The 15,858-nt window shown below is 43.8% G+C and carries 14 protein-coding genes and 1 pseudogene; 13 read left to right on the forward strand and 2 right to left on the reverse strand.

Going from position 1 to position 15,858, the window contains the following annotated elements; translation table 11 throughout:
• Positions 1-527 precede the first annotated feature (527 nt).
• Entirely contained in the window at positions 528-722 is a 195-nt protein-coding gene (locus tag NBH16_RS16290; protein WP_230327875.1) for a hypothetical protein, read from the forward strand.
• Positions 723-725: 3 nt separating this feature from the next.
• On the opposite strand, the gene NBH16_RS16295 is transcribed toward NBH16_RS16290, so the two are convergent.
• Positions 726-2,792, reverse strand: coding sequence for a cation:proton antiporter (locus NBH16_RS16295; RefSeq protein WP_005858160.1), 2,067 nt, complete (start codon positions 2,790-2,792; stop codon positions 726-728).
• Positions 2,793-3,079: 287 nt separating this feature from the next.
• Here NBH16_RS16295 and NBH16_RS16300 point away from each other — a divergent pair, with 287 nt between their 5' ends.
• The 12 genes and pseudogenes from NBH16_RS16300 to NBH16_RS23455 all read left to right on the forward strand — a co-directional run bounded on the left by NBH16_RS16300 (position 3,080) and on the right by NBH16_RS23455 (position 15,022).
• Positions 3,080-4,369 (forward strand): hypothetical protein, encoded by a 1,290-nt coding sequence (locus NBH16_RS16300; RefSeq protein WP_036610517.1) that lies wholly within the window; start codon positions 3,080-3,082, stop codon positions 4,367-4,369.
• A 30-nt stretch (positions 4,370-4,399) separates the two neighbouring features.
• Positions 4,400-6,010, forward strand: a complete 1,611-nt coding sequence (locus NBH16_RS16305; RefSeq protein WP_250788872.1) for an OmpP1/FadL family transporter — start codon at positions 4,400-4,402, stop codon at positions 6,008-6,010.
• Between the two features lie 205 nt (positions 6,011-6,215).
• The gene (locus tag NBH16_RS16310; RefSeq protein WP_008774229.1) at positions 6,216-6,809 is read left to right on the forward strand and encodes an RNA polymerase sigma factor; all 594 of its coding nucleotides are present in this window, start codon (positions 6,216-6,218) and stop codon (positions 6,807-6,809) included.
• A 75-nt stretch (positions 6,810-6,884) separates the two neighbouring features.
• The gene (locus NBH16_RS16315; RefSeq protein ID WP_172618149.1) at positions 6,885-7,058 is read left to right on the forward strand and encodes a hypothetical protein; all 174 of its coding nucleotides are present in this window, start codon (positions 6,885-6,887) and stop codon (positions 7,056-7,058) included.
• Between the two features lie 78 nt (positions 7,059-7,136).
• Entirely contained in the window at positions 7,137-7,787 is a 651-nt protein-coding gene (gene rpe, locus NBH16_RS16320; RefSeq protein ID WP_008774230.1) for a ribulose-phosphate 3-epimerase, read from the forward strand.
• Between the two features lie 32 nt (positions 7,788-7,819).
• Positions 7,820-9,106 carry a ComEC/Rec2 family competence protein gene (locus NBH16_RS16325; RefSeq protein ID WP_048927790.1) on the forward strand — a complete coding sequence of 429 codons (1,287 nt, stop codon included), beginning with the start codon at positions 7,820-7,822 and terminating at the stop codon, positions 9,104-9,106.
• A 37-nt stretch (positions 9,107-9,143) separates the two neighbouring features.
• Complete coding sequence (locus NBH16_RS16330; RefSeq protein WP_005866290.1) at positions 9,144-10,193, forward strand: DHH family phosphoesterase; 1,050 nt, start codon at positions 9,144-9,146, stop codon at positions 10,191-10,193.
• Positions 10,194-10,245: 52 nt separating this feature from the next.
• Entirely contained in the window at positions 10,246-10,818 is a 573-nt protein-coding gene (gene bamK / locus NBH16_RS16335) for a BamK family beta-barrel-assembly machinery protein (protein WP_048927791.1), read from the forward strand.
• A complete protein-coding gene (gene glmM / locus NBH16_RS16340; RefSeq protein ID WP_005858149.1) occupies positions 10,815-12,203 on the forward strand; it encodes a phosphoglucosamine mutase in 1,389 nt (462 codons plus the stop codon). Before bamK ends, glmM begins: the two co-directional genes overlap by 4 nt.
• Positions 12,204-12,316: 113 nt before the next feature.
• Complete coding sequence (locus NBH16_RS16345) at positions 12,317-12,973, forward strand: SusR-related protein (protein ID WP_005866294.1); 657 nt, start codon at positions 12,317-12,319, stop codon at positions 12,971-12,973.
• Positions 12,970-13,722: a DUF6377 domain-containing protein gene (locus NBH16_RS16350; protein WP_250788873.1), complete on the forward strand. Its 753-nt coding sequence runs from the start codon at positions 12,970-12,972 to the stop codon at positions 13,720-13,722. Before NBH16_RS16345 ends, NBH16_RS16350 begins: the two co-directional genes overlap by 4 nt.
• A 149-nt stretch (positions 13,723-13,871) precedes the next feature.
• Positions 13,872-15,022, forward strand: a pseudogene (locus tag NBH16_RS23455) (DUF1080 domain-containing protein).
• Positions 15,023-15,365: 343 nt separating this feature from the next.
• On the opposite strand, the gene NBH16_RS16365 reads toward NBH16_RS23455, so the two are convergent.
• A complete protein-coding gene (locus tag NBH16_RS16365) occupies positions 15,366-15,857 on the reverse strand; it encodes an NUDIX hydrolase (protein ID WP_122369309.1) in 492 nt (163 codons plus the stop codon).
• Between the last annotated feature and the right edge of the window lies 1 nt (position 15,858).

The following is a 15,858-nucleotide window of genomic DNA, read 5'->3' on the forward strand; positions in this document are numbered from 1 at the left end:
TTTTTTAGTGCAAGGTGCAAGTATATATTTATATATATAGCTTGCACCTTGCACTAACCCAAAAATATTTATTATCAGATATTTGCGAGTTTCAAAAGAATGCAGTATCTTTGAACCCGAAAGTTAGGCAGACAAACACGGTCAAAGTTGGACAGGCTTAACGATTAAAAATCGTTACTGTTTCGTTACCTATTTGAAATTTTGAAAGCAAAGTAGCTGACATATAAGCGGTTAGAGTTATAGGTTCAAAACCCTGTCTTTCCGCAGAGAGTCCTGTAAGGCGAAAGCTTTACGGGATTTTTTGTTTTTGAGGCGTTTGTCCGGGCATGAACGGAAAGTGGGAGTTCGATACGCTTTCTTCTTATATATTTGCGGGGAATAACCGGCAAATGAGCGATCGTCTGTTTAAGCGAGAACTGAAATCATGGGAAGTGTCTTGAAAGCCGGCATACAAAATAGGGTTCGCCTTACGGACAAATACGCTACCGGAATGGTTTGCGCTAGGCCGGAGTTTGCAACGTTTTCTTTTGAGAGCTACGGAAAAGAATATCGCTTTCGCCTTTTTGAACCAGCCTTGTGAGGTGCGTGATCTTTCCGGTTTGCTGGCGAAAGATTTGTCTTTCACCAACGAGATTCCTGCCTTGATCCTCCGTCTGGGATACGCTAAGCGGAAAATGCCGTACTCACCTCGAAAGTCTTGGCGTGAGAGGCTGGTTCCGTAATGGCTAAGTCAGATAGCGAGTACCCTCGTTCATGCCAGCTTGCACGGGATATGCCAATACGAAACTGTTTGCCTGAAAGTATTTGTTGAGGTACTTGGGGATACGGGCCATGGCGGGAGCGTAGGAAAGTCCTTCCTTGCGGCTAAGGATAATCCACATCGTGTCGTCCGGTTTTATATCCCGGAAAACGATCAGGAAGTCATCCCAGTCGTTGAATTCGATATAACTGGCTTCTCCGCTTTTCTTGGCTAATAATTTCTTTAAGGCATTCAAGGTCGCTTCCGAACCGTAAAAGACTGTCGCTGCACCTGTGTTCTGGGTCACGTTTCGTAGCCGGAAGATGATTTGGTTGAAACCGATTTCTTTTTCGGCCAATTCCGGGATGATGATCAGATGCCGTCTAACAGTAGAGATGGGTTGTGCGGGCTTGTATATGAATGTGCTTACACTACTTTCCGCCAATACGCTTTCCACGATATGGCCAAGGAAGGCCGCCGGTATATCTTTTTCCTTGTGCAATCCCACTACCAGATCTGTGATCTCCCGCTCTTTTACCACGCTGGCGATAGCATTCGATACGCTTAAGTCATATCTTAATAAATCCTTCATCCGGGTATCCGTGGCGGCAGCCGTATTGACTGCGGTCTGTAGAACCCTGCGGGATTGTTTTAACGCTTTCTCGTCTGAATGATGGTTATCTATCACTTTTAGGGCAAACAAGCCGTTCTTGTTTTGGGGAGATTTGATCGCCAAGCTGAGGTTGACCAGCTCTTCCACGGTCTCTTCATTGCTGACTGGTATCAAGATATGCTCTGATTCTTTTTTGTTTTCCTCCTTATCGGATATATCTTGGGCCGCTATGTTATGAGCGCCTTTTTGGGCGGCGAAAGAGGCGATGGTGCAAGTGACAAGTATCATCAGGATCGTACCGTTCAACACGCTCTCATTTAATAACCGGATTGGTTCCCCATTAGCGTCTGTTCCGGTGATTACGTTATATCCGACCATCACGGCGGCCAATGTAGCGGCGGCTTGTGCGTTACTTAGGCCGAAAATAACGCTTCGCTGATCCGTGGACAGATGGAAAGTCTTTTGGGTCATCCAAGCGGCTATGTATTTGGCGGCCGTAGCTACGATAATCATGATAAGTCCTACTTTAATGGTCTCGAAACTGGTAAAGAACGTACGATAATCTATTAACATACCTACGCCCAACAAGAAGAATGGGATGAATATGGCATTTCCTACGAACTCGACACGATTCATCAAGGGTGAGCTTTGCGGGATAAGGCGATTTAGGGCTAGTCCGGATAAGAACGCCCCGATGATCGCCTCCATACCCGCTACCTGAGCTAGGAAAGATCCCAGAAATACCATCACCAGCACGAATATATACTGTGATATATTATCGTGTACATGCTTAAAGAACCAACGCCCAATGAAAGGGAAACCGAATAATACGATTAACGCGAATATCAAGATGGAAACGCCCAGACGAATCCAAAACATATCGTTGACCTGTCCGGTGGCCATGCCGACAATGATCGTTAGGACGAGCAATGCCAAGGTATCAGTGATCATCGTTCCTCCTACGGTGATACTGACGGCTTTGTTTTTGCTGATACCCAGTTTACTGATAATCGGATAGGCGATCAATGTATGGGAGGCAAACATACTGGCGAGTAAAACGGAGGTCAATACGTTGAATCGCAGGACCCATATCCCGACAACCGTTCCTAGGATCATCGGAATGAGGAATGTGTACATGCCGAAAGCTAGGCTTTTCGTACTATTTCTCTTAAAATCCGCCATATCGATTTCCAATCCGGCGAGAAACATGATATAAAGCAAGCCCGCCGTCCCGGACAAGATAATGCTGCTATCCCGTAATACGAGATTAAAGCCGTGCGGTCCGATAATTGCGCCGGCAATGATCAGTCCAAGCAGGTGAGGGATTCTCAGCTTGTTTAATAAAAGGGGAGCGGCCAGGATAATTAAAAGAATCAAGAGAAATTTTAATACCGGGTCCGCTAAGGGCAATGTGAAATCTATTGTCGAGGCTAATACCATATGCGTAATTTTTTCGTTATAATTTGAAACAAAAATAATAAGAATTTGCGGAGATTGCAGCGTTTACGCCAACTTTGCATCTTCTTTTATAGATAACAATAAATGTGTGAGTTTTATAAGTTAAAGTATATGTAAATCTTGGGACATTAACGTGAACCGATTATATTTGTACATACATTACATTGAGTTTATTGTTATAAAACTAAAAAGCGTTTAAACCCTTTGCATAAAAGGGCGTCAAACATGAAAAGAGAAAAATATTTATTTAATGTAGAGGAGAAACAAATATGAAACCCATGAAATTAACATCTTTAGTGATGATGCTTCTGATCGCATTTAGTGCCGCGGCTCAGGAGGAGTTCTTTGATGATGTGTATTTCTCTTCCAAAAACAAGAAAAAGAAAGAACAGGTTGAAGAGAAAAAGGTTGTTCAGCCGAAACAGGAGTCTAGGGCCCTGGTCGCTACAGCCAAGAGCCAAGCTTCTTCAGACAGCCGGGATGTGGATGAATATAACCGTCGTTATACATCAGTCGAGGTGGAGGAGCCTTATCGTGAGGATGATTCCGTTATCTATGAGGATAGCGATGAGAATGAGTCTTCTTCCGAGCGTCGTTCGGATACTGAATATACGGAACGTATCATTCGTTATCATTCGCCGAGTAAGATTACGATCGCCGGAGCGGATCAAGTCGATTTGTATCTGAGTGACGGATATTATGGTTACGGCTATGATACGGATTATTCGAACGGTAGCGCGAACGTGAATTTTAATATCAATGTCGGCAACGGTTGGGGCTCGCCTTGGTATACAGGTTGGTACGATCCTTGGTTCTATAGTTATAGCCCTTGGTGGACTTATTCATCTCGCTTCTACGGCCCGTCTTGGGGATTCGGCTGGGGCTGGGGAGGCTTTTATGCCGGCTATTATAGTCCGTGGTACGATCCATGGTATGGCCCGTCTTGGGGCTGGGGTGGAGGCTATTGGGGTGGCCATTGGGGACATCACCATCATTACTATCCCGGTTACTACTCGACTCCAAGTAGACATTATTCAAACGGACGTTCCTCTTATCGAGATAATCGCTCTTATGCGAGTGGCAGAGGTTCCGGTTATACAGGTGGGCGGAGCAGTGGCTCTTCTTCCTTGAGAAATTCCGGATCGACTACAAGACCTTCGTCTTCAAGTTCCTTGAGCAATGGACGTGCGGGATCTACCCGTAGGGAATCTGCTATTTCCTCTGGTGCGGGACGTCGTTCCTCTTCTTCTGTTAGAAATTCGGCAACGACAAGAAGTAGCTCGGGCATAAGTAATAGCTCGGCGAGAACAAGGATTTCCAGAAGTAGTTCTGGAGCCGCATCTTCTTCCGGACGTCAATATTCAGCTCCGGTAACACGTTCTTCTTCCAGAAGCAGTAGCGATTTCTCAAATAGTCGCTCTTCTTCCAGTCAATTTAGAAGTTCCTCTCCTTCTCGTAGTAGTTCGGTAGGTTCTTCTTCCGGTAGCTTCGGTGGAGGTCGTTCTAGTGGAGGCTCTGTTGGTGGCGGAGGTGGCCGTGCCGGTGGTGGTCGCAGGTAAAAGTGTTAGGTTGATAAAATTAGAGATACGATGAAAAGGATAGGAATTATAATGTCGGTGCTTGCCCTGTGTGGCGGCACCGCTTTTTCGCAGTCACAGTTGGATGCCTTTAAGTATTCCCAGACGGAGTTGAATGGTACGGCTCGTTATTTAGGAATGGGTGGTGCTTTTGGTGCGTTAGGTGGTGATATTTCCGCTATGAATACGAACCCGGCAGGCTTGGCGATTTATAAAAGCTCGGAGGTGGTTACGACATTGAGTTTGTCTTCGGCCTCCGCGAAGACCGATTGGCTTGGTTCGAAGGTGGACAACAGCCGTACGAAGGTGAGTTTCGATAATATCGCTTACGTAGGATATTTCCCGACAGCGAATGATGAGGGTATCGTGAGCTGGAACGTTGGTTTCTCTTATAATCGCTTGAAGAATTATAACCGGAACTATACGATGGCTACAGGAGGTGATTTGAATACTTCTCTTTCTGATTATGTGGCCATGCGTGCGGCAGGAATGCCTAGCGGACTGTTGGGGGAGGGTAAAGACTATAACCCTTATAATAACCAAGACTTAGGTGATTGGCTATCTATTCTAGGATACAATGCCGGTTATATGGATTCATATAACGATAATGATAAAGAGTATTATAGTGCGTTCGGGGATAAAGATGCGGATGGGCAATGGAGTCCGTATTTATTGCAAGGAGGTCAATTAAAAGTTTCAGAGCGAGGTTCCGTGGATCAATATGACTTGGCTTTCGGTATAAATATATCGGAACTTGTGATGCTTGGCGCTACGGTTGCGATTACGGATCTGAACTATAGATATCAGTCATCGTATGATGAGGAATTTACGAACGGCAATAATTTATACTTAGATAATTACTTGGATACGGATGGTACCGGGTATTCATTTAATGTGGGTGCCATTGTTCGTCCTACTGATTTTCTTCGTTTAGGTGTAGCTTATAATTCACCTACGTGGTATAAGATGACAGATCGTTATTATGGTGAGGCCGGTTCTTATCTGACCTTTATGGATAAAGGGGAGATGAAGGAGCGTAAACTGGATGCGGCTACTCCTAATAATGCTTATTATGACTATGAATTCCGTTCTCCGGATAAATGGATCTTTAGTGCCGCCGCAATCTTGGGTACGACCGCTTTGATAAGCGTTGATTACGAGTTGATGAATTATAAGAATATGCGTATGTATCAAACGGATGGTAGCAGTAACGTGTATACTAACCAAGATATAACGGATAATTTCAAGTCAATGAATACGATCCGTGTAGGTGCGGAGGTAAAGGTTACTCCTCAATTTGCCGTAAGAGCAGGTGTCGCCTACAGCGATAGTCCGATCAAGGATAAACTGAAGAATGGAGAGAAAGAGGTCTTTACGGTTGGTACGATTCCTAATTATACGATCGATAAAGGGGGCATGAATTATACGGTAGGTATCGGTTATCGCTTCACCCCGAACTTCTATACGGACTTGGCTTGTGTATTCCGTACGCATAAGGAAGATGTTTATGCGTTCTCTAATATGTTTGCGGGAGATGATCCGAAGCCATTCCTCGAAGCCCAACCCGCCACGATGAAAACAAACACGACTCGTGTAGCTTTGACATTGGGATACAAGTTCTAATATACATATATTTTAGATCAGTAAAGTCCCCTGTTCGTACGTTAAAGGTGCGGGCAGGGGACATTCTTTTTATAATTTGAAATAAAATGTTTGTTGGTTTAAAATATTTTTCGTTCTTTTGCTTTCATAAATAACATTGTATAACAGTTAAACCCCATCGCCTATAGCATAAACATTACTCGAATAAACTAAAAATGTGAAAGTAATGAAGACTTTAAAAATGATGACCGACGAGGAATTGGTTGTCCTTTATGCAGAAGGTAATAATGCCGCTTTCGATATTTTATTAAATCGATACAAAAGTAGCATTCATTCTTACATTTATTTCATAGTACGTAACAAAGAGCTTACGGAGGATATCTTTCAAGAGACCTTCGTGAAGGTTATCATGACTATAAAACAAGGTCGCTATACCGAGAACGGCAAGTTTAAGGCATGGATTACTCGTATTGCCCATAACTTGATTATAGATAATTTCCGTCAGGAACGTAGCGAGAACACGATCTCGAATGATGAGGTAGAAATCGACTTATTTAATAACATCAAGCTTTGCGATGGTACGATAGAGGATAATATCGTGCGCCATCAAGTATTGTCTGACGTGAAGAAATTGGTAAAGCATTTGCCGGATAACCAGCGTGAGGTGTTGGAGATGCGTTACTATCAAGATCTTAGTTTTAAGGAAATCGCCGATATCACGGGGGTTAGCATCAATACGGCCTTAGGGCGTATGCGTTACGCTATATTGAATATGCGCCGTATGGCCGATGAGAACCGTATCGAGCTATCTATGGTGTAAAATAATTTTCTTTCCATGCAATAAGTCTTAGGTCCCTACGTTTTATTAGCAAACAAGATAAAAATAAAGGTGCCTATGAGGAAGCATTCTACGCAATGCATGGATGATTTGGAGAAAAAAGTGAAAAGTGCCCCGGAGGCGAAAAGTTCGCCTCGGAAGCAAACGATGGATTTCTTGAAACAGTTTGCGAGGGCTTATCAAGCGGAACCGGCTGTACGTCCGGAGCTCTGCGGGTATGTGTTGAACTAAGAATTACGGAAAGAGAATCTATATTATTAGGTTCTCTTTCTTTTTTTGTGTACTTTTGTAAAAACAAAAGACAAGATTATGAAGCATTTGATAGCGCCTTCCCTGCTTTCCGCTAATTTTCTGGATTTGCGGAAGGAGGTGGAGATGATAAATAAAAGTGACGCCGATTGGTTGCATCTGGATATTATGGATGGGGTATTCGTGCCGAATATCTCGTTTGGTTTCCCGGTACTTAACGCATTAAAGCCTATATGCCAGAAGCCGATGGATGTGCACTTGATGATCGTGGAGCCCCAGAAGTTTATCCCTGAGGTCGCGGCTACGGGAGCCTATATGATGAACGTGCATTATGAGGCATGTACCCATTTGCATCGGACGGTAGCGGCTATTAAGGAAACGGGCATGAAAGCGGGTGTTACCTTGAATCCGCATACGCCCATCTGCTTATTGGAAGATATAATCCAAGATGTGGACATGGTTTTATTGATGTCCGTGAATCCGGGATTTGGTGGTCAACGCTTCATTGAGCATTCCGTAGATAAGGTGGCCCGTCTACGGGAAATGATAGACCGGAAGGGATTGAGTACTATGATCGAGGTAGATGGCGGGGTGAATTTAGAGACGGGAAAGCGTTTGGTTGACGCAGGTGCCGATGTATTAGTCGCCGGTAACTTCGTATTCAAATCTCCAGATCCGATACAAACAATTAAAGACTTGAAAGCTTTGTAGAACACATTAATATATCACAAAACCTAACTATCATGATTGAGGAAATACAAAAGCGGCCTTTTGTACGGCCGCTTTTTTTATGGATAACCGGAATTTTATGCTATGCGTTTTTACCTACCTCTTTGCTTTTATATGTTTTAGGGGTTTTATCTGCTCTGGTTTTTCTTTTTCTGGGGTTCTCGTGGGGGCGAGGGCATGCGGAGTTGCGATACGATTCCCGTTGGATATGGGGAGCTATAGTCTCTGTTTTGATTGTATGTTTGGCGGTTGAGGTCTGTTGGTATAGTGACCGGCGTATAGCGCTTGTAAATGAGCCTGCTTCTTCTTTAGATTTATTGGCTACCAAGGCTCAATATTCTTTGGTAAATACATTTGATCGTTTGCGTTTGTCTGATGAGGAGAAATCTATTTTGGCTACATTGACATTGGGATATAAGAAAGCGATGAGTCGGGAAACGAAAAGGCGCTTCTCTTTGGCGGGCGTGTCTCATATATTAGCGGTGAGCGGTTTTCATGTTGCCGTGATTTGTGGATTCTTATCTTTCTTTTGCTCGTTTATGCCAAAATGGGGGATAGGACGTTGGGTTCGTTATATCATTCTGGTGGGAAGTCTTTGGGGGTTTGTCTTTATCACAGGATTAGCGCCCTCGGCGGTACGGGCCGCCTTGATGCTGTCTTTATATTTAACAGGAAGGGCGCTTAGGCGTGTTACGGATGGATATAATACATTGGCCGCTGCCGCTTTCTGTATGCTGGCCTATAATCCGTATTATCTGTTTGATGTCGGTTTTCAGTTAAGCTATTTGGCTGTGTTTTTTATTTTATTCCTAGTGCCTCGTTTCAAGGAATGGATAGTGGTGAGAAATCCTTTGTTGGCCATGCCTTGGGAATGGATTACGGTGTCTATAGCTGCGCAGATAGGGACTGCTTTGCTCTGTTTTTATTATTTTGGACAATTTTCGACAGTTTTCTTGTTTACGAATCTACCGGTCACTCTCTTGGCTATGTTTTTGATTCCTTTTGCCTTTTTGTGGTTAGGCTATCCGGTGGATTTCTGTGGATATGACTGGATACAGAAGATCGTAGAAGGGCTGGTTCATGGCATGGTAAGGGTAGTGGACGTGTTCAGCGCCCTGCCTTATGCGACGATTACGGGTCGTTTTAGTTTCTTTGAGATGCTAGGAGGTTATGGTTTTCTTGTTTTATGCTTGATATATATGAAGATACGGGAACCAAAAGTTTTGTTGGCCGCCTTAACCCTTTTGTTAATAATATCAGTAAAGATCCTTATTGAACTTTTTTTGATAGCCGGAAACTAAAAAAGTCGTACCTTTGGGGTGAAAACAAAAAGATTATATGATCACTAAAATCATTCAAGAAGAGAAGATTCAGAAAGCCAAAAAATACGTAGAGAAAGGCGAGAGTTTTGTTATCGTGACGCATGTCTCACCAGACGGCGACGCATTAGGTTCATCCCTTGGTTTATATCATTTCCTATCCGCTTACGGTAAGGATAATGTAGCGGTAGTAGTACCGAACGCATTTCCCTCTTTTTATAGATGGATGCCGGGCGCTAAGGATGTCGTGATACATGAGAAATATCCGGATTTCGCCGAGAAATTGATCAAGGAAGCGGATGTTATTTTCTGCCTCGATTTCAATGAACCCAAACGTATCGAGAAACTGGCTCCGGCGGTGATCGCCTCAGAAGGCCGCAAGGTGATGATTGATCATCATTTGAACCCCGCAGATTTTTGTCGTGTGACGATGTCGTATCCGGAGATGTCTTCTACCAGTGAGATGATCTTCCGTTTTATTTGTCGTATGGGGATGTTCGATTTATTGAATCGGGATGCCGCCGCTTGTATCTATACGGGTATGATGACGGATACGGGATCGTTCACCTATAATTCGAATAAACCGGAGATTTATACGATCGTCAGCGAATTGATCAAGAAGGGGATTGATAAGGATTTGATCTATCGTAAGGTGAATCAGGTCTATTCCGAGTGCCGTTTACGTATGATGGGATATGTGTTGTATGAGAAGATGAGGGTCTATCCGGAACAACAGGCGGCTCTTATCACATTATCGAAAGAGGAACTGGATCGTTTTCAGTACCAGACTGGAGATACGGAAGGTTTCGTGAACTTGCCGTTAAGCATAGAGAACGTAAGCTTTAGTGTCTTTATTCGTGAGGACAGCGATTACATAAAGGTATCGCTTCGCTCCGTGGGCGATTTTCCTTGCAATCAGTTTGCTTCTACTTATTTCAACGGAGGTGGACATAAAAATGCGTCCGGAGGTGAGTTCTATGGCTCTTTATCTGAGGCCGTAGCCGTGTTTGAGAAAGGTTTACAGGAATTTAATCCTAATAAATCAGAAGATTTAGGCAAACATGCGTAAGGTTTGACGAAGATTATTTACATTTGCGATTCATTCAATTAAAGACTAACAAATGAAGAAAGGTTTTAATATCCTGTTGATTCTGTGTGCCGCATTAGTTGCTATCTCTTGTAGCAAGACAAAGTCGTACACGGATATGTTGAAAGATGAGAAAAAGGCAATCGAGCGTTTGATCGATGCTAATGATTTTGAGATTTTAGACGATTTTCCTAAAGATAGCATCTTCAAGGAGAATCAATTCGTTAAATTAGAAAATGGTGTTTATTTGAATATCATAGATAAGGGTTCTAGTGAGCGTGCGGTGCAGTATAAAACGAAAATGTTGTACCGTTGTAAATTGCACTACATACTGGAGGTGGATACCTTGGTGTACGAGAATTATGGCCCACATAGCAATGGGACTTATCCCATTCCGTTCACATACGGCGATTATTCGAACAGTAATCCATACGATCCTTCCTATCAATGGGTAAGCGAAGGTTTGCAGACTCCTTTGCAATATGTGGGAGACCGGGCTAGAGTAAAACTTATCGTTCCTTTTAAGCGGGGCACCTATTATGACCAGTCGAAAGGCTTGCCTGTATATTATGAAATTCTAGAATATATATTTGAAGAAAACTTATGACACTAATTAAATCTATTTCCGGTATTCGCGGTACAATAGGCGGTAGCCCGGAAGACGGATTGAATCCGTTAGCTATTGTTAAGTTTGTAGCCGCTTATGCTACATTCATCCGAAAAAACACAAAAGTGGAGACCAATAAGATCGTTGTAGGGCGTGACGCACGTATCTCCGGTCCGATGGTTAAACAAGTCGTCCTAGGAACGCTTACCGGCATGGGATTTGATGTGGTGGATATCGATCTGGCCACGACTCCTACTACCGAATTGGCCGTAGCTATGGAAGGGGCTTGCGGAGGTATTATCCTTACCGCCAGTCATAATCCGAAGCAATGGAATGCCTTGAAGCTTTTGAATGAGAAAGGTGAGTTCTTGAATGCCGCTGAGGGGGCTGAGGTATTACGCATAGCTGCCGCCGAGGACTTCGAGTTCGCCGACGTGGATCATTTGGGCAAGGTAATCCCGAATGCGACTTATAAGCAAAAACATATTGAGAGCGTCTTGAATCTGGATCTCGTGGACGTGGAGGCTATTAAGGCCGCTAATTTCCGTGTAGCTATCGATTGCGTGAACTCCGTAGGCGGTATCGTGATCCCTGATTTATTATATGCGTTGGGCGTGAAGGAAATCTTCAAGCTGCATTGCGCTCCTCATGGAAACTTCTCTCATAATCCGGAACCCATTCCGGAAAACTTGACAGAGATCTCCGATTTGATGGGACATGCGAAAGCGGATGTCGGTTTCGTAGTAGATCCGGACGTAGACCGTTTGGCGATTATCTGCGAGAATGGCGAGATGTTCAACGAGGAATACACTTTGGTCGCTGTCAGTGATTACGTATTAAGCCATACTCCGGGTAATACGGTAAGTAACCTGAGCTCCAGCCGTGCGCTTCGTGACGTTACCCGTGCTCATGGCTGCGAATATAATGCCGCCGCTGTAGGTGAGGTAAATGTGGTTACCAAGATGAAGGCTACGAATGCAGTGATCGGTGGTGAGGGCAACGGTGGAGTGATCTATCCGGCCAGCCATTACGGACGCGACGCTTTGGTAGGTATCGCCTTGTTCCTGACTCATCTGGCAAAGAAGAAGATGAAGACAAGCGAGTTGAAGGCTTCTTATCCTCCGTATTTTATCTCCAAGCAAAAAGTCCAGTTAACGCCGGAGATCGACGTGGACGCTATCTTAGCGAAAGTAAAAGAGAAGTTCTCTCAATATGATATTACGGATATCGACGGCGTAAAGATCGATTTCCCGGATAAATGGGTTCATTTGCGTAAAAGCAATACGGAACCGATCATCCGTATCTACTCTGAGGCCCATACGATGGAGGAAGCCGAGGAATTAGGCGGTCAATTAATACAGATCATCAACGAGATGTGTAAATAACACCCTTTCGGGGCGTTTTAAAATATTGGGTTCAGTCTTCAGCCGAGGTAAGCTATTTATACTCTGTTGATTTGACTGAACCCTTTTCTTTTGGATAATTCTCGGTGCGTGTAATGAATAAACTAATAAAGGTAATCTTATTTCTAATTGTCGGGATGGTTCAAGCCTTCGCATGGGGAGGGCTGAGAGGGGACACGTTGGCCAAGGAGCTGGATGAAGCTGTCTTGAATAGATCTTTTTATCTTCAGCAACGGGAGCAACGGATCACGCAGCTAAAGGACATGTTTCTCTTGAGCAAGATATCGTTGTGGCAGGAATATGAGATCAACCACCAATTATACGAGGAATTCAAGAAAATACAACAAGACTCGGCCATCTATTACATAAAGCGGAATATGGAGATAGCGTCATTTATGAAGGATACGGCACGCATCTATACTTCCCGCTTACGGCTGGCTACGCTTTATGCTTTCTCCGGGATGTACCGTGAGTCGGAAAGTCTGTTGCGAAGCATAGACCGTGAATTGCTGTCTAAAGAGCAGAAACAGGATTTCTATGAGGCTTATTATTCGTTTTTCTCTTATTACAGTACGAATCTGGATTCTTTTGAATATAGGAAACAACTTGATTTATACAAGGATTCGTTATTGTCTGTCTTAGATACGGCCTCTTATCGGTATAAGATAAATCTGGCGCAGAAATATCTGGCTCACGGACAGGCGAGGTCTGCGGAGAAGGTGCCGTTACTTGCAATATACAGTTCCGCATGAATGAGATCTCTAAATTCTATCCTATCATTAATGCTTCCTATCAGACACAGGAAGCTCAAGGCAAAAGGCAATTGATGACTTATTTCTTGTTGATCAGCCTATTGACGCTCTTTCTGATCCTTTCTCTTGCCTATGTGTATAAGCAGATGCGGAAGATCTCAGCGATACGAGAAGAGCTGGTCAATACCAATGCCCGTTTGGTAAAGTTGAATGGAGAGATAAGCGAGACGAATGATTTATTGCAAGAGCGAAATATACAGCTATCGGAGTCAAACCATATCAAAGAGGAATACATCGCTCATTTCCTCGATCTCTGCTCCACCTATATTAATAAACTGGAGGATTACCAGAAATCGCTACAGAAAAAGGCGATGAATAAACAGTTGGACGAGTTATTCAAGATGCTCCGTTCGACCCGTATGGTGGAGAATGAGGTGGAAGCGCTTTATGTTAACTTCGATCGAATCTTTCTTGGATTATATCCTACGTTTGTCAGGGACTTCAACGCTTTGTTGCAGCCCGAGGAACGTATCGTCTTGAAATCGGAGGATCTGTTGAATAAGGAACTTCGTATATTCGCCTTGATGCGGTTGGGGGTTACGGACAGCGTAAGGATAGCCGCTTTTCTTCGTTGTTCGTTGAGTACGATCTATAACTACCGGACCAAGGTACGTAATAAGGCGTTAGTGCCTCGTGATGAGTTTGAAGGTTGGGTGATGAGGATCGGGATTAACCGGAATCCGTTATAATCAATCTACATTTTTTAGGATGGTGATCTTTATTAACTGATTTGTATTTAATAGGATAGCGGATCATACTGTCTACATTTTTATATCAATCTTCTTTTTGCTTCTTATTCCCGGATACATTTGCGGCATAACTTTTAAAAAGAGATGCCATGAAGATTAAATTAATGATTGCCGCCGTGATCGCCTGTTTGGTGTTCACGGGATTTACGAAAGAGAACGTATCCGATACGGTCGATCACAACGCATGGAAGACATCCGGCGTCGTGGTCATACAAAATGATATCCTTACGTTGGCCGGTTCCAACGCCCGTGCTTTGTTGAACGATGGCAAAGGCTATACGAACTTCGAGTTAGATATGGATGTACGTACCACGACCGGTGGCAAAGGTTATATTGGTATCCATACGGACGCTACGGATCGTAAAGGATATCGTATCGCCTTGAACAACGATCGGGAAGATCCGGTTTGGTGGCGGATGACGGGTAGCTTGGTGTCGGTCCGGAACCTGACGAAGAGTTTCGTGAAAGAGAACGAATGGTTCAAGATGAATATCCGGGTAGAAGGACGGCTTGTCCGGGTGCGGATTAATGGTGAGACTGTCGTAGAATATATAGAGCCTTCCAAACCTTTCCGTTTGAAGGAGAACGCTAAAGCATTGTTATCCCAAGGTACTATCTCGCTGGTGGGTACGGGACGTGGAAATCTTCAGTTTAAGAATATCTCGTTAGAGGCGTTTAGCGCGAAAGGAATAGACATTCCCGCTCAATGGGCGAATGCCGTGGATGAGCAGACGGACGTGAGTGGGTAACAACCTTTTCGGAGGCGGCCCGCAACAGCTTTGACTATGTGTTTACCGATGCCATGACGTTTCTGGATCATAAGGGGCGGCGTACGCACCTATGGATAAACAAGGAAGTGATTATCGATGATGAGCAAGCATATATGGATATGATGTTGGACCGTATCTGTTCTGTCTTGGAAGAGCCGGTCGATATGTACGTGAATTCCTGTTTCCTTCCCGATGCGATGAGTGACCGATATGATATGTTTTGGACAGAAGAGCGTATCGACCGTTTCGTGAATGCCTTGGCAAAAAGTGGAAAGACTTTGGAGATAAACGAGCTTTATCATATTCCGAATAAAGCGATCATTCAGAAAGCGAAAGCCGCGGGTGTAAAGTTCACGTTCGGTTCCAACAATATCACGCCGGAGGTAGGAACGCTCGATTATTGTATCCGTATGAAAAAGGAATGCGGTTTGACGGCGCAAGATATGTATAAACCACACATTAATATATAAGATTAGTTTTAAGGTCTGAACAAACATTAGATTTAAGGTAGAGGTATTAGTGCTTTAGGCAAAGATTGTTAGGTTTCGAGGTAAGATACATATGGAGTTACAGTTATAATATAATAGGTCGATTACTATAGGACAAAACATCTTATTTACTATATATAAAGATAATCATATATAGTTACATTCCACAAACCACGACGTGAACTGTACAGACCACGACGTGAATTATACAAACCATGCTGTGGTCTGTACGATTCACGCCGTAGTTTGTAGAATGTAACTGTATCTTACGAAGAATAAACAGGCTCTTGACTAACTATTCTAGCTGAAGTGTAGCGTTTTTATCCTATAGGAAAATAGCGGTGAATTCCTTTTCGAAATTCGGGGTGAATGCGCCTTTCCCCAGATTCTCTTTGATCTCCTCGATCGGCCAGAAACGTCCTCCGTCCAGTTCCTCGGGATTGGGGGTGATGGGGCCATCGTAAGTGGTCCGGAAGCTGTTTACCAATTCCTTCTCTATGGAAGACTCGAATATATAACGTTTGATGAAGACAGGCGTGAAATCGGTAATGCCCAATTCCTCACGAACCTCACGGCGCAGGGCCTCTTCCACGCTTTCTCCATAATCAATATGCCCACCTACGGCCGTGTCCCATTTACCCGGTTGTATATCCTTGTTCATGGAACGTTTTTGGAGATATAGATCTCCATCCTTATTAAAGATATGTAAATGGATTACGGGATGCAGCAACTTACTTCCGCTATGACATTCCTTGCGAGTAGCCTTTCCGATCGTCTCACCTTCCTCGTTTACCAGAGGAAACCATTCTGTTCTCATA

Origin of the sequence: Parabacteroides sp. Y3-G-102 (assembly GCF_023656845.1) — a bacterium.
GTDB lineage: Bacteria > Bacteroidota > Bacteroidia > Bacteroidales > Tannerellaceae > Parabacteroides > Parabacteroides distasonis.